This window comes from Xanthomonas sp. CFBP 8443 (assembly GCF_025666195.1).
Lineage (GTDB): Bacteria > Pseudomonadota > Gammaproteobacteria > Xanthomonadales > Xanthomonadaceae > Xanthomonas_A.
This window is the reverse complement of record NZ_CP102592.1, coordinates 2,659,254-2,683,569: the sequence shown is the minus strand read 5'-3', so window position 1 is coordinate 2,683,569 and position 24,316 is coordinate 2,659,254. Positions and strand designations below refer to the sequence as shown.

At 65.2% G+C, this 24,316-nt stretch carries 6 protein-coding genes; all 6 read left to right on the top strand.

The window, feature by feature from the left end:
• Positions 1-82 precede the first annotated feature (82 nt).
• The 6 genes from NUG20_RS11315 (at position 83) to NUG20_RS11290 (ending at position 24,243) form a co-directional block, all read left to right on the top strand.
• Positions 83-17,182, top strand: coding sequence for a non-ribosomal peptide synthase/polyketide synthase (locus NUG20_RS11315; protein WP_263394596.1), 17,100 nt, complete (start codon positions 83-85; stop codon positions 17,180-17,182).
• Complete coding sequence (locus tag NUG20_RS11310; protein WP_263394595.1) at positions 17,179-18,012, top strand: thioesterase II family protein; 834 nt, start codon at positions 17,179-17,181, stop codon at positions 18,010-18,012. Before NUG20_RS11315 ends, NUG20_RS11310 begins: the two co-directional genes overlap by 4 nt.
• Positions 18,009-19,070 carry a TauD/TfdA family dioxygenase gene (locus NUG20_RS11305; protein WP_263394594.1) on the top strand — a complete coding sequence of 354 codons (1,062 nt, stop codon included), beginning with the start codon at positions 18,009-18,011 and terminating at the stop codon, positions 19,068-19,070. The genes NUG20_RS11310 and NUG20_RS11305 overlap by 4 nt, the downstream gene beginning before the upstream one ends.
• 60 nt (positions 19,071-19,130) lie before the next feature.
• Positions 19,131-20,720, top strand: coding sequence for an MBL fold metallo-hydrolase (locus NUG20_RS11300; RefSeq protein WP_263394593.1), 1,590 nt, complete (start codon positions 19,131-19,133; stop codon positions 20,718-20,720).
• A gap of 102 nt (positions 20,721-20,822) precedes the next feature.
• Positions 20,823-22,133, top strand: a complete 1,311-nt coding sequence (gene ectB / locus NUG20_RS11295; RefSeq protein ID WP_263394592.1) for a diaminobutyrate--2-oxoglutarate transaminase — start codon at positions 20,823-20,825, stop codon at positions 22,131-22,133.
• Between the two features lie 163 nt (positions 22,134-22,296).
• A complete protein-coding gene (locus tag NUG20_RS11290; RefSeq protein WP_263394591.1) occupies positions 22,297-24,243 on the top strand; it encodes a glycoside hydrolase family 84 protein in 1,947 nt (648 codons plus the stop codon).
• Positions 24,244-24,316: the final 73 nt, after the last annotated feature.

The following is a 24,316-nucleotide window of genomic DNA, read 5'->3' as shown; positions in this document are numbered from 1 at the left end:
GGGCGACGTTGATGCACCGCATTGGTATGGGCGGCGACTTCATTAGGGCTTGGACGATTTTGTTGAAAGGAATGATGGAAAGATGGAACAGGTAGCGCTCAACAAGCTTTCGATTGCCGAACGGGAACGTTTGCTCAAGCTCGCTCGCGCGAAGCTGGTTTCCAATTTCGCCTCGACATCGCCAATTCCACGCGCCGACCGCAGCGTCGCTATACCGTTGTCGTGGGCGCAGCAACGTCTTTGGTTCCTCGATCAGCTCGACCGTGCCGCCGGCGCGGCGTACCACATTCCCACGGCGCTGCGCTTGAGTGGCGCGTTGAACCGGACAGCGTTGCAAGCGAGCCTGGACCGGATCGTGGCGCGGCACGAGAGCCTGCGCACGACGTTCGTCAGCGTCGAAGGTGAGCCGCAACAGGTGATCGCACCGGCAGATATCGGGTTCGTGTTGATCGAGTACGACCTGGGCGATTTCGATGAGGCGTCGCAAGCCGCGGCAGTGGCCGAACACAGCGACGAAGAAGCGCGTACACCGTTCGATCTGGCGTGCGGGCCCTTGCTACGCGGCCGCCTGCTGCAGTTGGCGGAGCACGAACATGTAGTGCTGGTGACGCTGCACCATATCGTCTCGGACGGCTGGTCCACCGGCGTGCTGTTGCGCGAAGTGAGCGCCTTGTACACCGCCTTCTGCCAGGGTGCGGCCGATCCCTTGCCGGCGTTGTCGATCCAGTATGCCGACTACGCTGCCTGGCAACGGCAATGGCTGCAGGGCGACGCCCTGCGGGGCCAACTCGATTTCTGGCGCCGCTGTCTGAAGGGTGCGCCGGCGTTGCTGGAGCTGCCGACCGATCGCCCACGCCCACCTGTGCAAAGCTACCGAGGCAACGATGCCTCGATCCGCTTGTCCCATGACCTGAGCGCGCGTTTGCGCGCACTATCGCAGCGCCATGGCGTCACCTTGTTCATGACGATGCTCGCGGGCTGGTCGGCGTTGCTGTCGCGGCTGAGCGGCCAGGACGACATCGTCGTCGGCAGCCCGGTGGCGAACCGCCAGCGTGCCGAGATCGAACCGCTGATCGGATTGTTCGTGAACACCCTCGCGCTGCGCGTGGACCTATCGGCGGATCCGAGCGTGGCGGCGCTATTGGCGCAGGTCAAGGCGACGACGCTGGACGCGTACATGCACCAGGACCTGCCGTTCGAGCAGGTGGTCGAGGCGCTGCAGCCCGAACGCAGTCTGGCGCATAGCCCGGTGTTCCAGGTGTTGCTGGTGCTGAACAATACGCCTGGTGGCGATGGTCTCGACCGTTTGCCCGGATTGACCTTGTCCGGTGTCGATATCCTGCAACAGACCGCGCAGGTCGATCTCGCCTTGTATGTATCCGATCTTCAGGATGGAATCGTCGGAGGGGTGACATACGCGACGGACCTGTTCGACCGCGGCACGGTGGAACGGCTGCTGGGGCATTGGGTGACATTGCTCGAGGGCATGGTGGCCGACGAGACGCAGCCGGTGAGCCGTCTGCCGTTGTTGACCGGCGACGAGCGTGGGCGGGTGCTGGCGGGGTTCAATGCGACGCATGCCGCCTATCCGCCGGATCTGTCCGTGCATGCGTTGTTCGAAGCACAGGTGGCGCGCACCCCGGGGGCAATCGCACTGCAGTTCGACGGCCAGTCCCTCAGTTACGCCATCTTGAACCGCCGCGCCAACCAACTCGCGCATCGCCTGATCGCGCTCGGTGTGCAGCCCGACGATCGCGTGGCGATCTGCGTCGAGCGTAGCCTGGAGATGGTCGTGGGTTTGCTCGGCATCCTGAAGGCCGGTGGTGCCTATGTGCCGCTGGACCCGTCCTATCCCGACGATCGCCTGGCCTACATGCTGGAGGACAGCGCGCCGGGCGTCGTCCTGACGCAGGCGGCGCTGCTGGCGCGTCTACCGATGCTCGGCTCGGCCGCGACACTGGTGCTGGACGCAGACCGGGCGCTGGCCGCGCTGCCCGAGCACGACCCGGTCGTGGCGGGGTTGACCCCGCGGCATCTGGCCTACGTGATCTACACCTCGGGCTCCACCGGCCAGCCCAAGGGCGCGATGAACGAGCATCGCGGGGTAGTCAATCGTCTGTTGTGGGCGCAGTCGCAGTTCCAGCTGTCGGCCGAGGATCGCGTCGTGCAGAAGACGCCGTTCGGGTTCGACGTATCGGTCTGGGAGTTCTTCCTGCCGCTGCTGGCCGGCGCGCGGCTGGTGCTGGCCAAGCCGGCGGGGCATCAGGACCCGGAGTACCTGGTGGACCTGATCGAAGAGGCGGGCATCACCCTCGCGCATTTCGTGCCGTCGATGTTGCAACTGTTCCTGGAGCGGGCCGAGGCGGCGCGCTGCGGGAGCGTGCGGGACGTGCTGTGCAGCGGCGAGGCGTTGCCGCCTGCGCTGCAGTTGCGTTGCCAACGGGCGTTGCCGCACGTTCGCCTGCACAACCTGTACGGGCCGACGGAAGCGGCGGTCGACGTGACGTATTGGCGATGCGATGCCGACCGGCATCCGGGCACCGTGCCGATCGGCCGGCCGATCGCGAACACGCGGATGTACGTCCTGGACAAGCATGGTGTGCCGGTTCCGGTCGGTGTCACCGGCGAGTTGCATATCGGCGGTGTGCAGGTCGGGCGTGGGTATTGGCGGCGTCCGCAGCTGACGGCGGAGCGCTTCCTGCCGGATCCGTTCTCCGGCGATGCGGATGCGCGGATGTACAAGACCGGCGACCTCGGCCGCTGGCTGCCGGACGGCAGCCTGGAGTACCTGGGGCGCAACGACTTCCAGGTGAAGCTGCGCGGCTTCCGGATAGAGCTGGGCGAGATCGAGGCGAAGCTCACCAGTTGCGTGGGCGTGCGCGACGCGGTGGTGATCGCGCGCGAGGATGGGGCAGGCGATACGCGGTTGGTGGCATATTTTGTTTTGCAGGATGAGGCCGAAGTGACAGCTTCGGCTCTGCGTGAACGCCTGCTACTCGATTTACCGGAGTACATGATCCCCAGCGCGTTCGTGCGACTGGACGCGCTGCCGCTGACGCCCAACGGCAAGCTGGACCGCCAGGCACTGCCGGCGCCGGACCAGGACGCGGTCGCCAGCCGGCTCTACGCCGCACCGGTCGGCCAGATCGAACAAGCGATCGCAGCGATCTGGCAGGACCTGCTCGGCCTGGCCCAGGTCGGCCGGCATGACCACTTCTTCGAACTCGGCGGCCACTCGCTGCTGGCGGTACGTTTGGCGACCCGTCTGCGTGCGGCGCTAGGGGTGGAGGTGGCATTGCGCGACGTGTTCGCGCAGCCGACGCTCGCCGGCCTGGCGCACGCCCTCTCCGGCGCAACCGCCTCATCGCAAGACGCGATCGTGCCGGTGAAACGCGATCGCGCCTTGCCATTATCGTGGGCGCAGCAACGGCTGTGGTTCCTGGACCAGCTCGACCATGCGGCGGGCGCGGCGTATCACATCCCGGCCGCGTTGCGGTTGCATGGCGCACTGGATCGCGATGCCCTGCATGCGAGCCTGGACCGGATCGTGGCGCGGCACGAGAGCCTGCGCACGACGTTCGTTAGCGTCGAGGGCGAGCCGCAACAGATGATCGCGCCGGCGGAACTCGGGTTCGTGCTGGTCGAACACGACCTACGCGATCTCGATGAGGCGGCGCAAGCTGCAGCGGTCGCGGAGATGAGCGAGGCCGAAGCGCGTGCATCGTTTGATCTGTCGATTGGACCGCTGATCCGCGGCCGCTTGCTGCGACTCAGCGACCAGGAACACGTGTTGCTGGTGACGCAGCACCATATCGTCTCCGATGGCTGGTCCATCGGTGTACTGGTGCGCGAAGTCGCAGCCTTGTACACGGCCTTCTGCCAGGGCGCCGCCGATCCGTTGCCGGCGTTGCCGATCCAGTATGCCGACTATGCCGCCTGGCAACGGCAGTGGCTGCAGGGCGAGGTGTTGCAGGCCCAGCTCGACTTTTGGCGCACGCACCTGCTGGGTGCACCGGCGCTGCTGGAACTGCCGAGCGACCGTCCGCGTCCGGCCGTGCAGCGCTATGCAGGCGATGCGCTCGACGTGCGCCTGCCTCCGGAACTCACCACGGCGCTGCGTGGCTTGTCCCAGCGCCATGGCGTTACGCTGTTCATGACCCTGCTGGCCGGCTGGTCGGCGTTGCTGTCGCGGCTGAGTGGCCAGGACGACATCGTCGTCGGCAGCCCGGTGGCGAACCGCCAACGAGCCGAGATCGAACCGTTGATCGGGTTCTTCGTCAACACCCTGGCGCTGCGCGTGGACCTGGCCGCGGACCCGAGCGTGGCGGCGCTGTTGGCGCAGGTCAAGGCGACGACGCTGGACGCCTACATGCACCAGGACCTGCCGTTCGAGCAGGTGGTCGAGGCGTTGCAGCCGGAACGCAGCCTGGCGCATAGCCCGGTGTTCCAGGTGCTGTTGACCTTGAACAACACGCCGGCCGGCGGCGATCTGGATCCACTGCCGGGCTTGCGCCTGTCCGGGATCGCCAGCGAACGCCATACGGCGCAGTTCGACCTGTCGCTGTCGCTGACCGAGACGCCGGAGCGGGTGGCGGGCAGCCTGGGCTACGCGACGGACCTGTTCGACCGCGGCACGGTGGAACGGCTGCTGGGGCATTGGGTGACATTGCTCGAGGGCATGGTGGCCGACGAGACGCAGCCGGTGAGCCGCCTGCCGCTGTTGACCGGCGACGAGCGTGAGCGGGTGCTGGCGGGGTTCAATGCGACGCATGCCGCCTATCCGCCGGATCTGTCCGTGCATGCATTGTTCGAAGCGCAAGTGATGCGCACGCCAGAGGCGATCGCGCTGCAGTTCGACGATCGGTCCCTCAGCTACGCCGCACTGAACCGCCGTGCCAACCAAGTCGCGCATCACTTGATCGCGCTCGGCGTCCAGCCCGACGATCGCGTGGCGATCTGCGTCGAGCGTAGCCTTGAGATGGTCGTAGGCCTGCTCGGCATCTTGAAGGCCGGCGGCGGTTATGTGCCGCTCGATCCGATCTACCCGGCAGAGCGCCTGGCTTACATGCTGCAAGACAGTGCGCCGGTCGCGCTGCTGACGCAGGCAGCGCTCCAGGACCGGCTGCCGGCATCGAGCGTGGCGATCCCCACGCTGGTGCTGGATGCAGAGGCATCGCTGGCCGCCATGCCCGAGCACGATCCGGTGGTGCCGGCGCTGACCACGCGCAGCCTGGCCTACGTCATCTACACCTCCGGTTCGACTGGCCAACCGAAGGGCGTGATGGTCGAGCACGGCCATGTCGTACGCCTGTTCGCGACGACCCACGCGCAGTTCCGCTTCGACGAGAGCGACGTGTGGACCCTGTTCCACTCCTTCGCGTTCGATTTTTCGGTCTGGGAGATCTGGGGAGCACTGTTCTATGGCGGCCGCCTGGTGATCGTGCCGGCGTTGTGCGCGCGGACGCCGTCAGAATTTTATGCGCTGCTGGTGCGCGAAGGCGTCACGGTGTTGAACCAGACGCCCAGCGCGTTCCGCGCATTGATGGCGGCGCAACAGGAGGCCACGGCCGAGCACCATCTGCGCGTGGTGGTCTTTGGGGGCGAGGCGCTGGAGCTGCCGATGCTGGCGCCGTGGTTCGCGCGCAATGCGGCCGCGCGCACGCAATTGGTCAACATGTACGGCATCACCGAGATCACGGTGCATGCGACGTACCGGCCGATCACGGAAGACGATGTGCGGCAGGCGCGGGGCAGCCTGATTGGCCGTGCCTTGCCGGATCTTCGGCTGTACGTGCTGGATCGTCATCGCCAGCCGGTGCCGATCGGGGTGACGGGCGAACTCCACGTCGCTGGCGGCGGCGTGGCCCGGGGATATTGGCAGCGTCCGCAGCTGACGGCGGAGCGCTTCCTGCCGGATCCGTTCTCCGGCGATGCGGATGCGCGGATGTACAAGACCGGCGACCTCGGCCGCTGGCTGCCGGACGGCAGCCTGGAGTATCTGGGCCGCAACGACTTCCAGGTGAAGCTGCGCGGCTTCCGCATCGAGCTGGGGGAGATCGAGGCGAAGCTGGCTGGCTGCGCAGGCGTGCGCGACGCGGTGGTGATCGCGCGCGAGGACGGGGCAGGCGATACGCGGTTGGTGGCATATTTTGTTTTGCAGGATGAGGCCGAAGTGACAGCTTCGGCTCTGCGTGAACGCCTGCTACTCGATTTACCGGAGTACATGATCCCCAGCGCGTTCGTGCATCTGGACGCGTTGCCGCTGACGCCCAACGGCAAGCTGGATCGCCAGGCACTGCCGGCGCCGGACCAGGACGCGGTCGCCAGCCGGCTCTACGCCGCACCGGTCGGCCAGATCGAACAAGCGATCGCAGCGATCTGGCAGGACCTGCTCGGCCTGGCCCAGGTCGGCCGGCACGACCACTTCTTCGAACTCGGCGGCCACTCGCTGCTGGCGGTACGTTTGGCGACCCGTCTGCGTGCGGCGCTTGGGGTGGAGGTGGCATTGCGCGACGTGTTCGCGCAGCCGACGCTCGCCGGCCTGGCGCACACCCTTTCCGGCGCAACCGCCTCATCGCAAGAGGCGATCGTGCCGGTGGAGCGCGATCGCGCCTTGCCGTTGTCGTGGGCGCAGCAACGGCTGTGGTTCCTGGACCAGCTCGACCAAGCGGCGGGTGCGGCGTATCACATCCCGGCCGCGCTGCGGTTGCGTGGCGCACTGGATCGCGCTGCCCTGCGTGCGAGCCTGGACCGGATCGTGGCGCGGCACGAGAGCCTGCGCACGACGTTCGTCAGCGTTGAGGGCGAGCCGCAACAGGTGATCGCACCGGCGGAGGTCGGGTTCGTGTTGGTCGCACACGACCTGCGCAATCTTGGCGAAGCAGCGCAAGTTGCGGCCGTGGCCGAACACAGCGACGAAGAGGCGCGTGCACCGTTCGATCTGTCGGTCGGGCCGCTGATCCGCGGCCGCTTGCTGCGACTCAGCGACCAGGAACACGTGCTGCTGGTGACGCAGCACCATATTGTCTCCGATGGCTGGTCCACCGGCGTGCTGGTGCGCGAAGTCGCTGCCTTGTACACGGCCTTCTGCCAGGGTGCCGCCGATCCCTTGCCGGCGTTGCCGATCCAGTATGCCGACTACGCCGCCTGGCAACGGCAGTGGCTGCAGGGCGAGGTATTGCAGGCCCAGCTCGCTTTTTGGCGCACGCATCTGCTCGGTGCACCAGCACTGCTGGAACTGCCGACCGACCGCCCACGTCCGGCCGTGCAGCGCTATGCAGGCGACGCGCTCGACGTACGCCTGACTCCGGAACTCACCACGGCGCTGCGTGGCTTGTCCCGGCGCCACGGCGTCACGCTGTTCATGACCCTGCTGGCCGGCTGGTCGGCGTTGCTGTCGCGGCTGAGCGGCCAGGACGACATCGTCGTCGGCAGCCCGGTGGCGAACCGCCAGCGTGCCGAGATCGAACCGCTGATCGGGTTCTTCGTCAACACCCTGGCGCTGCGCGTGGACCTGGCCGCGGCCCCGAGCGTGGCGGCGCTGTTGGCGCAGGTCAAGGCGACGACGCTGGGCGCCTACGCGCACCAGGACCTGCCGTTCGAGCAGGTGGTCGAGGCGTTGCAGCCGGAACGCAGCCTGGCGCATAGCCCGGTGTTCCAGGTGCTGCTGACCTTGAACAACACGCCGGCCGGCGATCTTGAGCAACTGTCGGGCCTGCGCCTGTCCGGGATCGCCAGCGAACGCCATACGGCGCAGTTCGACCTGTCGCTGTCGCTGACCGAGACGCCGGAGCGGGTGGCGGGCAGCCTGGGCTACGCGACGGACCTGTTCGATCGCGGCACGGTGGAGCGGCTGCTGGGGCACTGGGTGACATTGCTCGAGGGCATGGTGGCCGACGAGACGCAGCCGGTGAGCCGCCTGCCGCTGTTGACCGGCGACGAGCGTGAGCGGGTGCTGGCGGGGTTCAATGCGACGCATGCCGCCTATCCGCCGGATCTGTCCGTGCATGCGTTGTTCGAAGCACAGGTGGCGCGCACCCCGGGGGCAATCGCACTGCAGTTCGACGGCCAGTCCCTCAGTTACGCCATCTTGAACCGCCGCGCCAACCAACTCGCGCATCGCCTGATCGCGCTCGGTGTGCAGCCCGACGATCGCGTGGCGATCTGCGTCGAGCGTAGCCTGGAGATGGTCGTGGGTTTGCTCGGCATCCTGAAGGCCGGTGGTGCCTATGTGCCGCTGGACCCGTCCTATCCCGACGATCGCCTGGCCTACATGCTGGAGGACAGCGCGCCGGGCGTCGTCCTGACGCAGGCGGCGCTGCTGGCGCGTCTACCGATGCTCGGCTCGGCCGCGACACTGGTGCTGGACGCAGACCGGGCGCTGGCCGCGCTGCCCGAGCACGACCCGGTCGTGGCGGGGTTGACCCCGCGGCATCTGGCCTACGTGATCTACACCTCGGGCTCCACCGGCCAGCCCAAGGGCGCGATGAACGAGCATCGCGGGGTAGTCAATCGTCTGTTGTGGGCGCAGTCGCAGTTCCAGCTGTCGGCCGAGGATCGCGTCGTGCAGAAGACGCCGTTCGGGTTCGACGTATCGGTCTGGGAGTTCTTCCTGCCGCTGCTGGCCGGCGCGCGGCTGGTGCTGGCCAAGCCGGCGGGGCATCAGGACCCGGAGTACCTGGTGGACCTGATCGAAGAGGCGGGCATCACCCTCGCGCATTTCGTGCCGTCGATGTTGCAACTGTTCCTGGAGCGGGCCGAGGCGGCGCGCTGCGGGAGCGTGCGGGACGTGCTGTGCAGCGGCGAGGCGTTGCCGCCTGCGCTGCAGTTGCGTTGCCAACGGGCGTTGCCGCACGTTCGCCTGCACAACCTGTACGGGCCGACGGAAGCGGCGGTCGACGTGACGTATTGGCGATGCGATGCCGACCGGCATCCGGGCACCGTGCCGATCGGCCGGCCGATCGCGAACACGCGGATGTACGTCCTGGACAAGCATGGTGTGCCGGTTCCGGTCGGTGTCACCGGCGAGTTGCATATCGGCGGTGTGCAGGTCGGGCGTGGGTATTGGCGGCGTCCGCAGCTGACGGCGGAGCGCTTCCTGCCGGATCCGTTCTCCGGCGATGCGGATGCGCGGATGTACAAGACCGGCGACCTCGGCCGCTGGCTGCCGGACGGCAGCCTGGAGTACCTGGGGCGCAACGACTTCCAGGTGAAGCTGCGCGGCTTCCGGATAGAGCTGGGCGAGATCGAGGCGAAGCTCACCAGTTGCGTGGGCGTGCGCGACGCGGTGGTGATCGCGCGCGAGGATGGGGCAGGCGATACGCGGTTGGTGGCATATTTTGTTTTGCAGGATGAGGCCGAAGTGACAGCTTCGGCTCTGCGTGAACGCCTGCTACTCGATTTACCGGAGTACATGATCCCCAGCGCGTTCGTGCGACTGGACGCGCTGCCGCTGACGCCCAACGGCAAGCTGGACCGCCAGGCATTGCCGGCGCCGGACCAGGACGCGGTCGCCAGCCGGCTCTACGCCGCACCGGTCGGCCAGATCGAACAAGCGATCGCGACGATCTGGCAGGACCTGCTCGGTTTGGCCCAGGTCGGCCGCCATGACCACTTCTTCGAACTCGGCGGTCACTCGCTGCTGGCAGTGCGTCTGGCGACCCGCCTGCGTGCGGCGCTTGGGGTGGAGGTGGCATTGCGCGACGTGTTCGCGCAGCCGACGCTCGCCGGCCTGGCGCACGGCCTCTCCGGCGCGACCGCCTCATCGCAAGACGCGATCGTGCCGGTGGAGCGCGATCGCGCCTTGCCGTTGTCGTGGGCGCAGCAACGGCTGTGGTTCCTGGACCAGCTTGACCATGCGGCAGGTGCGGCGTATCACATCCCGGCCGCGTTGCGGTTGCGTGGCGCACTGGATCGCGATGCCTTGCATGCGAGCCTGGACCGGATCGTGGCGCGGCACGAGAGCCTGCGTACGACGTTCGTCAGCGTCGAGGGCGAGCCGCAACAGGTGATCGCACCGGCGGAGGTCGGGTTCGTGTTGGTCGCACACGACCTGCGCAATCTTGGCGAAGCAGCGCAAGTTGCGGCCGTGGCCGAACACAGCGACGAAGAGGCGCGTGCACCGTTCGATCTGTCGGTCGGGCCGCTGATCCGCGGCCGCTTGCTGCGACTCAGCGACCAGGAACACGTGCTGCTGGTGACGCAGCACCATATCGTCTCCGATGGCTGGTCCACCGGCGTGCTGGTGCGCGAAGTCAGCGCCTTGTACACGGCCTTCTGCCAGGGCGCCGCCGATCCCTTGCCGCCGCTGCCGATCCAGTATGCCGACTACGCCGCCTGGCAACGGCAGTGGCTGCAGGGCGAGGTATTGCAGGCCCAACTCGCCTTTTGGCGCAAGCATCTGCTCGGTGCACCGGCGCTGCTGGAACTGCCGACCGACCGCCCACGTCCGGCCGTGCAGCGCTATGCAGGCGACGCGCTCGACGTACGCCTGACTCCGGAACTCACCACGGCGCTGCGTGGCTTGTCCCAGCGCCACGGCGTCACGCTGTTCATGACCCTGCTGGCCGGCTGGTCGGCGTTGCTGTCGCGGCTGAGCGGCCAGGACGACATCGTCGTCGGCAGCCCGGTGGCGAACCGCCAGCGTGCCGAGATCGAACCGCTGATCGGGTTCTTCGTCAACACCCTGGCGCTGCGCGTGGACCTGGCCGCGGCCCCGAGCGTGGCGGCGCTGTTGGCGCAGGTCAAGGCGACGACGCTGGGCGCCTACGCGCACCAGGACCTGCCGTTCGAGCAGGTGGTCGAGGCGTTGCAGCCGGAACGCAGCCTGGCGCATAGCCCGGTGTTCCAGGTGCTGCTGACCTTGAACAACACGCCGGCCGGCGATCTTGAGCAACTGTCGGGCCTGCGCCTGTCCGGGATCGCCAGCGAACGCCATACGGCGCAGTTCGACCTGTCGCTGTCGCTGACCGAGACGCCGGAGCGGGTGGCGGGCAGCCTAGGCTACGCCACGGACCTGTTCGACCGCGGCACGGTGGAGCGGCTGCTGGGGCACTGGGTGACATTGCTCGAGGGCATGGTGGCCGACGAGACGCAGCCGGTGAGCCGCCTGCCGTTGTTGACCGGCGACGAGCGTGAGCGGGTGCTGGCGGGGTTCAATGCGACGCATGCCGCCTATCCGCCGGATCTATCCGTGTATGCCTTGGACAGCGCGGAACAAAGTGTGTCTTCGCAGCATTGGTCAGTGCACGCATTGTTCGAAGCGCAAGTGATGCGAACGCCAGAGGCGATCGCGCTGCAGTTCGACGATCGGTCCCTCAGCTACGCCGCACTGAATCGCCGCGCCAACCAGGTTGCGCACCGCCTGATCGCGCTGGGTGTGCAGCCTGACGACCGTGTCGCCATCCATGCCGAACGTGGTTTGGACATGGTGGTCGGCCTGCTCGGCATCCTGAAGGCCGGCGGCGGTTATGTGCCGCTCGATCCGATCTACCCGGCAGAGCGCCTGGCTTACATGCTGCAAGACAGTGCGCCGGTCGCGCTGCTGACGCAGGCAGCGCTCCAGGACCGGCTGCCGGCATCGAGCGTGGCGATCCCCACGCTGGTGCTGGATGCAGAGGCATCGCTGGCCGCCATGCCCGAGCACGATCCGGTGGTGCCGGCGCTGACCACGCGCAGCCTGGCCTACGTCATCTACACCTCCGGTTCGACTGGCCAACCGAAGGGCGTGATGGTCGAGCACGGCCATGTCGTACGCCTGTTCGCGACGACCCACGCGCAGTTCCGCTTCGACGAGAGCGACGTGTGGACCCTGTTCCACTCCTTCGCGTTCGATTTTTCGGTCTGGGAGATCTGGGGAGCACTGTTCTATGGCGGCCGCCTGGTGATCGTGCCGGCGCTGTGCGCGCGGACGCCGTCAGAATTTTATGCGCTGCTGGTGCGCGAAGGCGTCACGGTGTTGAACCAGACGCCCAGCGCGTTCCGCGCATTGATGGCGGCGCAACAGGAGGCCACGGCCGAGCACCATCTGCGCGTGGTGGTCTTTGGGGGCGAGGCGCTGGAGCTGCCGATGCTGGCGCCGTGGTTCGCGCGCAATGCGGCCGCGCGCACGCAATTGGTCAACATGTACGGCATCACCGAGATCACGGTGCATGCGACGTACCGGCCGATCACGGAAGACGATGTGCGGCAGGCGCGGGGCAGCCTGATTGGCCTTGCCTTGCCGGATCTTCGGCTGTACGTGCTGGATCGTCATCGCCAGCCGGTGCCGATCGGGGTGACGGGCGAACTCCACGTCGCTGGCGGCGGCGTGGCCCGGGGATATTGGCAGCGTCCGCAGCTGACGGCGGAGCGCTTCTTGCCGGATCCGTTCTCCGGCGATGCGGATGCGCGGATGTACAAGACCGGCGACCTCGGCCGCTGGCTGCCGGACGGCAGCCTGGAGTATCTGGGCCGCAACGACTTCCAGGTGAAGCTGCGCGGCTTCCGCATCGAGCTGGGGGAGATCGAGGCGAAGCTGGCTGGCTGCGCAGGCGTGCGCGACGCGGTGGTGATCGCGCGCGAGGACGGGGCAGGCGATACGCGGTTGGTGGCATATTTTGTTTTGCAGGATGAGGCCGAAGTGACAGCTTCGGCTCTGCGTGAACGCCTGCTACTCGATTTACCGGAGTACATGATCCCCAGCGCGTTCGTGCGGCTGGACGCGCTGCCGCTGACGCCCAACGGCAAGCTGGATCGCCAGGCATTGCCGGCGCCGGACCAGGACGCGGTCGCCAGCCGGCTCTACGCCGCACCGGTCGGCCAGATCGAACAAGCGATCGCGACGATCTGGCAGGACCTCCTCGGCCTGGCCCAGGTCGGCCGGCACGACCATTTCTTCGAACTCGGCGGCCACTCGCTGCTGATCATCGGGTTGATCGAGCGTCTGCGCCAACACGGGCTGCGCGCGGATGTGCGCATGGTCTTCATGACGCCCATTCTGTGCGCACTGGCAGAACAACTGGCCGGCGATCCGCAGACCACGCAGCGCATGGACATCGCACCGAACCAGATCACGACGGAGACCACGTCGATCGTGCCAGAGCTGCTGCCGTTGGTACGCCTGAGCCAGGAACAGATCGACGGCATCGTCGCCGGCGTACCCGGCGGCGTGTCGAACGTGCAGGACATCTATCCGCTGGCACCGCTGCAAGAGGGAATTCTGTTCCATCACTTGCTCGGAGGCGAGGGAGACGCCTATCTGGTACGTACGGTGGCGACGTTCGATCGTCGGGAGCGGCTGGATGATTTCCTGAGCGCATTGCAGGCGGTGATCGACCGCCACGACATCCTGCGCAGTTCGATGCACTGGGAAGGACTGCCGAGACCTGTGCAGGTCGTGCAGCGCCGCGCCCCTTTGAAGATCGTAGAAGTGGCCCTAGCGGCAGGTATCGCAGCGGCACCGCAGTTGCTGGCCCGCACCGATCCGCGCCGGATACGGCTGGATCTTCGGTATGCGCCGTTGCTGACGGCATACACCGCTGCCGATCCGGCGTCGGGCGAGTGGATGCTGGCATTGTTGAGCCATCACATCATCGACGACAACTACTCGATGCAGATTCTGCTCAAGGAAATGCGATGGTTGATGCAGGGACGCGGCGATCTTCTGGCCGCACCCTTGCCGTACCGCAATTTCATCGCCTCTGCGCAGACGGTGCCGGATGCAGCGCACGAGGCGTATTTCCGCAAGCGCCTGGGCGACGTCGAAGAACCCACCGCGCCCTACGGTGTCTTGAACGTACAGGGCGACGGCGGATCTGTCGGCGAAGCACAGGTGCAGCTCGATGAAGCGCTGTCGCAACGTATCCGCGACGCGGCGCGGCGGCAGGGCGCGACGCCAGCGGCCTTGTTCCATCTGGCATGGGCGCGCGTCCTCGGCCAGTGCAGCGGCCGCGACGACGTTGTGTTCGGTACGGTGCTGTCCGGCCGCATGCAGCACTCGTTCGACGCCGAAAGCGTGGTCGGTGTGTTCATCAATACCCTGCCGATCCGGATCGCGTTCGAAGGAACGGGCGTGGGCGAAATGGTACGCGCCACGCATCGCAACCTGAGCGAATTGCTGACGCACGAACAGGCATCGTTGGCGCTGGCGCAGCGCTGCTCTGCCGTTCCGCTGCCATTGCCTTTGTTTACGGCATTGATGAATTACCGGCATGGCAGGGGCGAAGCGCGGCGCCAGGACGATTCGACTGGCCGGGCATGGGAAGGCATTCGCGTCGTCGACGGCGAGGAACGCACCAATTATCCGCTGGCGGTATCCGTAGACGATTTGCAGCAAGGATTCCGCTTGACCGTGCAATCCGCCGCGGGAATCGATCCAGCGACGTTGGCCAGCTATCTGGAAACGGTGGTGCATGGGCTAGTCGAGGCGCTCGAGAGCGAACCGCAGCGGCCGCTGCGGCAACTGCCGTTGATGCCCGCGGCGGCCCGGGATCGGGTCCTGGTCGAATTCAACGCGACACGTGCCGAGTACCCGCAAGACCAGCTGATCCATGAAGTGTTCGAAGCGCAAGCGGCGGAGCACCCGGATGCGATCGCGGTGGAGTGCGATGGCCGGTGCTTGAGCTACGGCGAACTCAATCGCCGTGCGAACCAGGTGGCGCACCGATTGATCGCATTGGGCGTGCGTCCGGACGAGCGCGTCGCGATCTGCGTCGAGCGCAGCTTCGACATGGTGATCGGTCTGCTCGGCGTGCTGAAGGCAGGCGGCGCGTATGTGCCGCTGGATCCGAACTATCCGGCCGAACGTCTCGCGTACTTGCTCGAAGATTCCGCCCCTGTGGCTATGCTGATCCGTTCGCGCCTGCAGGAAGGTACGCCGATGCCGGCGTCCTCGGGACGCCCAGTGCTCGCGCTGGAGGAGGTCGCGTCTTCGGCGCAGTTCGAACATGCGCACGATCCGAGGATCCCTGGCTTGACCGCGCGCAACCTTGCCTACGTCATCTATACCTCTGGTTCGACCGGGAAGCCCAAGGGCGTGATGGTCGAGCACCGCAGCGTCCTGCGGCTGGTCATCAACAGCGGCTACGCGCCGATCGCGGCGACGGATTGTGTTGGCCATGGTTCCAATCCGGCTTTCGACGCGTCGGTTTGGGAAATCTGGGGTGCGTTGCTCAATGGCGCGCGGCTGCTGGTGATCCCGCAATCCGTGCTGATGGACGCGCATGCCTTGAACCGTCTGCTGACGGGCGCCAGGGTCACGGTGATCCTGCTGACCACCGGACTGTTCAACGAGTATGCGGCGATGCTGGGTCCGGCATTTGCAGGACTGAAATACCTACTGGTCGGCGGAGATGTGCTGGATGCGCGCAACGCGGCACGCTTAATGAGCGGTGCACGACCGCCGCAGCATCTGGTCAACGCCTACGGCCCCACGGAAACGACAACGATCGCAACCACGTTCGAAGTCGAAACGGCATCACCCGCAGGGCGCAGCGTGCCGATCGGCCGTCCGATCGCAAACACGCATGTCTACATTCTGGACGAACAAGGAGAGCCGGTACCACCTGGCGTCTCGGGCGAACTCCACATCGGTGGGCCGGGCGTCGCCCGCGGCTATCTGAATCGCGCCGAGTTGACCGCGCAACGCTTCCTGGTCGATCCGTTCGTGAACGACGAGGAGGCGCGCATGTACAAGACTGGCGACCTAGGCCGTTGGTTGCCCGATGGCAACATCGAGTATCTGGGGCGCAACGACTCCCAGGTGAAGATCCGCGGATTCCGGATCGAACTCGGCGAGATCGAAGCATGGCTTGCAGCTTGCCCGAAGGTGCGAGACGCGGTAGTGGTCGCGCACGAGCACTCCGTGGGCGACAAGCGTCTCGTGGCGTACGTGGTCGCTGCGGACGACGGATTCTCTATCGGCGAACTGCGTGAACACCTGCGACGCGATCTGCCGGACTACATGATTCCAGGCGCATTCGTCCGCCTGGATGCGTTGCCGCTCACGCCGAACGGCAAGTTGGATCGCAAAGCGCTGCCTGCACCCGATCAGCTTTCACAGGGCAGCCGCGAGTACGAAGCGCCCGTCGGCGACACCGAGGTGGCGATGGCGCAGATCTTTCGCGAACTGCTGAACCTGCCGCAAGTCGGGCGCGACGACCACTTCTTCGAGCTCGGCGGGCATTCGTTGCTGGCGATCAGGATGATCCACGCGATCAAGCTGCGTTTCGCCGTCTCGCTGCCGCTGGCCAGCATCTTCTCGTCTCCAAGCGTGAAAGCGCTCGCCGAAATGGTCGAGCAAGACCGCCATTCGGAGTCATCGCTGGTGCCGCTGCAGACATCCGGCTCGCAGCGGCCGCTCTTTTGCTTCCATCCCGTCGGCGGACATGTCTCTGTCTATCGGGCATTGGCGGGATGTTTCGCCGGTCGCTGCCCGGTCTATGGCGTGCAATCGCCAGAGGTTGCCGGATCGCGGCTGCGCATCGACTCCATGCAGGACATGGCCATGGCGTATGCGACGGCGATACGCGCCGCACAACCTGTTGGCCCTTACCGCTTGCTGGGTTGGTCCACCGGCGGACTGATCGCCGCGGAGACGGCCAGGTATCTGGCCGAGAATGGCGATACCGTCGACTATTTGGGATTGATCGATGTGCATACGAACTTCGGTGACGCGGCACGCTCGGAGGAGCAACTGCTGCGCAAGGCTGCGCTGGTCGAATTGCGAGCAAGCGGCGTTTCTCCCGGCGAATGGGCCGGCACAGAGGCGCCGCCTGCATTGGAAGCGATCGCGGGACTGCTCGAAGCGGACTTTTCAGGCGCGGCACCCGAACTGCTGGCTTGGGGCCTGTCCGGCTTCGACCGCGCAGCATTCGATCACCTCAAGACCCAGGTTCCGATCACCGCACATCACCTTGCGCTGGTATCCGCGTTCCGGCCCGATCCGGTCGACGTGCCGGTCCAGGCGTTCTGGGCGAACGAAAGCGTAGTGATGTCGGGTCCAGATCCGCATCCGGCACGGATCCAGATCGGCGCTGTCGAGACGCAGGCGATCGACACGGACCATGACGGGCTGTTGCGCGCGCCCCACGTCGAACGCGTCGCGGCAGCGATCCTGGCGTTCCTGGAACGCAGCGAGCGATCGCCGCAAACGGCGCAGGCAGCTGGGCGCATTGCGCGCGCACCACTTGAGGCGAATCCATGAACAGCATCGCTACCATGCAGTCGCCGCCTTGGCTGGTGCGCATAGCTCAGCAGCAGCCCAGCATGCGGTTGTTCTGTTTCGCGTACGCGGGCGGCAGCGCCTTCAGCTTCATGCCGTGGCGTTCCGCACTGAATCCCGCGATCGAGATCTGTGCAGTGCAGTTACCGGGCCGCGGCGCGCGGATCGCGGAACCGCCGATCGATTCCATGGCGGCACTGCTGCCGGCCATGGCGCCGGCGATCGCGCAGCTGGGTGCGCTTCCGTTCGCCTTCTTTGGCCACAGTGTAGGCGCATTGATCGCATTCGAGCTCGCGCGCTATCTGTACCTGCACGGCGTCGTCGTTCCTGAGCGCCTATTCATGTCCGGCTGCCACGCACCGCAATTCCGTAGCCCATCGCGGCAGCTGCACACGTTGCCGGACGGCGCTTTCATCGACGAACTCCGGCATTACAACGGCACGCCGGCGGAAGTGCTGGAAAGCCGGGAACTGATGGCCTTGATGCTGCCGACCATTCGCGCCGATTTCGCCATCGCGGAGAACTATCGCTACCGTCCCGGTCCGTTGTTGCAGATCCCGATCAGCGTGTATGCCGGCCTTCAGGAAGAGAACAAAGGGCATGGGCAAGTCGAAGGATGGCAAAAGGAGACATCCGCCGATCTCCGGACGACCTGGTTCGAGGGCGGGCATTTCTTCATCAACAGCGAGCGCGGCGCCGTGCTCGAACAGCTCGATGCCGAGTTGCTTGAGCTGCTGGGCGCTATTGGGGGAAAGCGCGTCGCACAGCCATACCCGGGGAACGATGCTGGAGGCCGCAAGTCGTTGGGTTGAGCAATATCGGCGATATGGTGCTGCCAGGGGCGCGCCGGCCCGTCACGCCAGAATTCGATCGTAGAAATCATCCGCGCAAGCCGAGGGGAGAATGCAGTATGAAAGTGGGTCCGCTTTTTTCGACGTCCGATCACCATCCGGTCGTCGTCACCCCGAATGGGGATTCCAGCCTGGGCGCGTTGCAGGCATATATGGCCGAAAACCAGTTGGACATTCAGCAATTGCTGAAGCAGCACGGCGGCATCCTGTTCCGCGGATTCGGCTTGGATGGCGCGCAGGACTTCCACAACTGCTCTGAAATCCTCGGCGCGAAGCCGTTCGGCTACGTAGGCGGCGACTCGCCGCGCAACCGCGTGGTCGCCGACGTGTTCACCTCGACGGAGTATCCGGCCAGCGAAGTGATCTCGATGCACAATGAGATGTCCTATCTGCCGAGTTGGCCGACGCGCCTGTTCTTCTACAGCCTGACTCCGGCCGTGTCCGGTGGACAGACGTCATTGGCCAACAGCGGCGACGTGTTGCGGAGCTTGCAGGACGAGGTCGTGCGGAAGTTCCGCACAAAGAGAATCAAGTACATCCGAAACTTCCAGCCCGGCATCCCGTTCGGAAAGAGTTGGCAGGCGACCTATCAGACCGATGATCCCGCCCGCGTGGAACGCATCGCTGCCGAACAGGGGTCGGCCTGCACCTGGTCGGCAAACGGCATGCTGCGCGTCTCCACGGTGTGCGATGCGTTCACTACGCATCCGCACACCGGCGAAGAAGTCTGGTTCAACCAGGCCGAGCAATGGCATTCCTCGGCATTGAATCCGGCCATTCGCGGCATGTTCGAACAGATGGTCGGGAAGGGAAACCTTCCGCACGAATGCGAGTACGGCGACGGCGAGGCGATGGAAGAGGACATGCTTGAGGACGTGCGCCGAATACTGAACCACAATAAATTGCTGTTCGATTGGCAGAAAAACGATCTGCTGATGATCGACAACGTACTGATGATGCATGGCCGCGAGTCGTTCAAGGGCGAGCGCAAGACGCTCGCCTATCTTTCTTCGACCTGAGGCGATCCGGCGGGCCCCAGTCATCATTTCTCCAGAAGCAGAACCTGATAAGGACATTAGATGCATCCGAACGATGCCGTTTTCCTGAAATCCGAGACGAAGATCGAGCCGCTCGTCTGTGGCTGGTACGCATGGCCGTATCTGATCGCCCCGGTGCAACTGGCAATGAACCTCAAGTACCGGCTGCTGCCACTGATGCAGTCGTTCGTGACCAATCCTGCGGCACACCTGGCCGCGAGCAGCGACCCGAAGATGTATGGAGGCCCGTTCGTCAGCCTTGCGCTGGAGGATGTGCCTGCCGTCGAACAACTGATGGCCGACACCCAGAAGCTATGCGCCCCCATGTTGACCTTCGCCGAAGACCTGAAGAACTTCAGTGCCACGCTTCAGGCCGAGGCCAATGGATTTTCCCTGAATGGTTTCTATTCCAGGCTGCCGCAGTCGCTGCGCGGTCTGGTCGAGTGCTTGTACGACACCAACGACCATCCCAACATCAGGCTCTTCGAAGACCTCGTCTACGATGAAGGAATGGGCGGGAAGCAGCAGATTTTCATGCAGCTGGCCGGCGAGCAGGAGCGGCATTTTTTCATGAGCACGCCGCGCCTGGACGGCAAGGATTCCTTCCGCTTCGACATGCACTTCTCGGACAAGAGAATGGATGCGCTGGCGGGCATGCGCACGAAGGCGCGGCCCTTCCAGGAGATCGTCAATCTGTTCGAAGTGGCCACAGATGCCGCTCCGGCGTTCGCCGAGTTCTTCACCACGTCGCCTCCAGTCACGAGCGGTGAAAGCGGCTATGCCGGTGCCGGGGTACGCATGCGCTATTTCGGTCATGCCTGCGTGCTGTTCCAGACCGATCAGATATCGATCCTGTTCGATCCGATGGTGGCGTTCGAGACGAAGGACGATGGGCGGTTCACCTACAACGACCTTCCCGACTTCATCGACTATGTGGTCCTGACGCACTCCCACCAGGATCATTTCTGCGCGGAAATGCTGATCCAGCTCAGGCATCGTATCGGCAAGGTGGTGGTGCCTGCGAACAACAGCGGCAACGTCGCCGATCCATCGATGAAGTTGATGTTGCGGTCTCTGGGTTTCGACGACGTGGAGGTGCTGGACGCATTCGAGCACGTCGAGGTTCCCGACGGAGAGATTCTCAGCTTGCCTTTCACCGGCGAGCATGCGGACCTGAGCATCTACAGCAAGCATGCCATTGCACTGACGCTCAAAGGGCGAAAGCTCATGTTCCTGATCGACTCCGACGGCGTCGACGGCATGCTCTACCAGCGGATGATGCGCAGGGTAGGGAAGATAGACGCGCTGTTTCTCGGCATGGAATGCCATGGTGCACCGCTTGCCTGGCTGTACGAGCCATTGCTTGGAAAGCCCATCACGCGAAAGAACAATGAATCCAGACGCCTCTCCGGTGCCAATTGCGAGCGCGCATGGAACGTACTGAGTGAAGTGCTGCCGCCAAGGGTGTTCATCTATGCCATGGGTCAGGAGCCATGGCTGCAGTACATGATGGGCCTGAAGTACGAGCCGGACAGCATTCAGTTGGTCGAATCGGACATGTTTCTGGAAAAGTGCAAGCAAGCGGACATTCCAGGGGAACGTCTTTTTTGCAGCCGCGAGATGGAATTCTGAGACGAGCCGGCTTCCTGCCGGAAACGAAAGCCGCTCGCGCGATGCCGTGGCCACCCGTAACGGACTACGCGAGCTCAATCCGATTGAATCAAGGAGCGTTCAATGTCAGTTTGCACAGTCGTCGAGCTTGGCGGTATTCCGCGCGCTCAGAACTCCTTTCAGGTGTTCAACGAGGTCGAATCCGGCGTCAGGAGCTATTGCCGCCGATTCCCTGCCGTGTTCTCGACCGCGCGCAACGCCGTTCTCGAAGACGAGAACGGGCGCATGTACATCGACTTCCTCGCAGCGGCCGGTTCGCTCAACTATGGCCACAACAATCCCGAGGTGCGCGACAGATTGATCGAGTACCTGTCGAGCGACGGCATCATTCAGGCCCTCGATTTGCATACGCTTGCGAAACGGGATTTTTTGCACGAGTTCAAACGCGTCATCCTGACGCCGAGAGGCTATGACTACCGGCTGCAGTTCACCGGACCGACCGGCACCAACGCGGTCGAGGCGGCGCTGAAATTGGCGCGCAAGATAACAGGGCGGCGCAACGTCGTGGCCTTCACCAATGCATTCCACGGCATGAGCCTGGCTTCACTTGCCGCATCGGCAAGAGCATCCAAGCGTGCTGCGGCCGGCGTTTCGCTGCACGATGTCGTGCGCATGCCTTACGACGGCTTTCTGGGCAAGGACATCGATTCGTTGGACGTCATCGAGGCGCTGCTTCTGCGCAGCGGTTCCGGTATCGACCTTCCTGCAGCGTTCATCGTCGAGACGGTGCAGTCAGAGGGTGGCATCAATGTCGCATCCTCGTCATGGCTCGCACGCTTGGCCGAGCTCGCCAAGAAACACGACATCGTGCTGATTGTGGACGACATCCAGGCAGGCTGCGGCCGTACTGGCGCGTTTTTCAGTTTCGAGCGTTCGGGGATCTATCCCGACATCGTTTGTCTGTCGAAATCGATCTCCGGTTATGGCCTGCCCATGTCCCTGGTCCTGATGAAGCCCGGCCTGGATCGCTGGGAACCAGGCGAACACAACGGCACCTTCCGTGGCAACAATCTGGCGTTCGTTGCCGCCACTGCGGTGCTGAAATACTGGGAGGACCACAAGTTCTGCAATGCGATCGAATACAGATCGCGGTTGATGGCCGAGGCGCTGCACTCCATGCAAGCCTCTGCTCCCGAGCACATATCCGAAGTACGCGGAATCGGCATGTTGCAGGGCTTGGTGTTCCAGGATAGGAATGTCGCCGACAGAGTCTCCCAGGCAGCGTTCGAAAAAGGGCTGATCGTCGAACTGTGCGGACCTGACGAAAATGTCGTCAAGCTCATTCCTCCCTTGACCATCGAGGAAGACGTCCTGCTGGACGGGCTGGAGCGCCTTTCTGCTGCGGTCGATGCGCAGTTCGGCTACCGCCCTTAGCCCGGCGGCATCCGAGCAGGACCGGTTGCCGCGAGTCGCTGGACCAACATTGGGAGCATTGCCAGGAGGAAGGGAGCCAAGGAAGTCATGCCTCGACTTCGCCGTCATTGGTAGATACCATTTAGGAATCACTAAAATACCAATCACGGCATGGAGTTGCTCGATGCGGAAGTCCCGACAGTTCTGCGCTGACGCTGTGGCCAAGGCAGCGCTCGCGCTTGCGCTGCTTGCAGGAAGCCCGGCAATCGCGGCGACCTTACCGGCCATCTTTCCCACCCCGGCGTCGGTGCGCATGACCGGAGCGGATTTCGCGCTCGGTCCGTCCGTGGTGCTGGTGCGGCCGGAAGGCACCGACCACGCGACGGAGACGCTGGTGCGCGACGCGCTGGCGGCGGCGGGCGTCGTGCAGATCCGCGCCGCCTCGGTCGTGCCGAAGCATCTGGACACCGTGTATGTGCTGCTCGGTATGGTCGAGGCTGCGCCGGTGCGCGAGGCGCTCGCGCGCACGGGCGCGACCTTGCCGGAGCGCAAGGAAGGCTATGCGTTGGGCAGCGTCGCCGGCGGCGAGGGGGCGGTGATCGTCCTTGCCGGCAAGGACAACGACGGCCTGTACCACGCGGCACAGACATTCCGACAGATCATCGCGCGCGGACGCGTGGCGTCGGTGGCGGTCTCCGACTATCCGGCGATGCCGGTCCGCGGCACCATCGAGGGTTTCTACGGCAAGCCGTGGACGATGGCAGAGCGCGCGGCGCATATCGCGTTCCTCGCGCGCTTCAAGGCCAACACCTACATCTACAGCCCGAAGGACGACGTGTTCGCGCGCGACCGCTGGCGGGATCCGTATCCGTCCGCCACGCTCGATGCGCTGGGAAAGGTCGTCGCTGTCGCCAACCGCGAGCACATCAATTTCGTCTATGCGATCTCGCCTGGTCCCTCGGTCTGCTACAGCGATCCGGCGGACCTGGATGCGATCCGGCACAAGTTCGCGGCGCTGCGCGGGCGCGGCGTGCGCAGCTTCTACGTCGCGTTCGACGACATCGAATACACCAAATGGAACTGCAAGGACGACGAGGCGGCATTCGGTCCGGCGGGCGAGAGCGCGGCGGCCGCCGCCCAGGCGAAGCTGCTCAATGCGGTGCAGGCGGATATCGCCGCGGCAGGCCATGGGTCGCTGATCATGGTGCCGACCGAGTATTTCAACGTCACCGAATCGCCTTATAAGGCAAAGCTGCGGCAGGCGCTCGACCCGCGCGTCGTCGTCCAGTGGACAGGCACCGATGTAGTGCCGTCCTCGATCTCGATCATGGATGCGAAGAGCGCGACCAAAGCGTTCGGCCGCATGACGCTGCTGTGGGACAACTACCCGGTCAACGACTTCGCCGAGACTACCGGGCGGTTGCTGATGGCGCCTTACGATCGGCGCCAGGCGGGCCTGTCGGAGGAACTGAGCGGTATCGTCGCCAATCCGATGAATCAGGAGGTCTCGAGCAGGCCGGCCGTGGCGGGATTGCTGGCGTTCGCCTGGAACGACCGCGACTACGATGCGCAACGGACCTGGCGCGCCGCGGCGCGCGATCTTGCCGGGGGTGACCCGGTCGTGACCCAGGCCTTGCTGGCCTTCTTCGACACGCAGCACATGGCGCCGACGTTCGGCCACCTTCCCTGGCAGCCGCAGGCTCCCCGGCTCAAGTCGCTGATCGACGACGTGCGCGACGCGCTTGCCGACGGCGACCCAGCGGCCAGCGAGGCCGCGCTCGATGCGCTGGGCAAGGCGGCCGATGCACTTGCCGCGGCTCCGGAGCGGATCCGTGCCGGAGCCTCCACCCAGGGCTTCGTGGCCGAAGCCGCTCCATGGCTGGATGCGACGCAACTGTGGGGGCGCTCCTTGCGTTTCAGCGCCGATGGATTGACGGCGGCGCTCGCAGGCGACCGGGCCGCGCTGCGCGATTTCGAAGAGGCCAAGCGGCTCGCCGCCAAGGCCAGCGCGATCCAATCGATTCCCGGCGCGACCCGTTTTGCAGGTCCGGTCAAGGTCGCCGACGGCGTACTCGATACGTTCGTGGCGGATGCGCCTCTGCTCGTGTATCTCCCACGCGTGCAGGAATGAGCGCGCAGGGTGGAGCGACGGCGGGCGATCACGTCCCGCGCCCGCCGCGCGGCGGCGAAGACAGCAAGGGGAG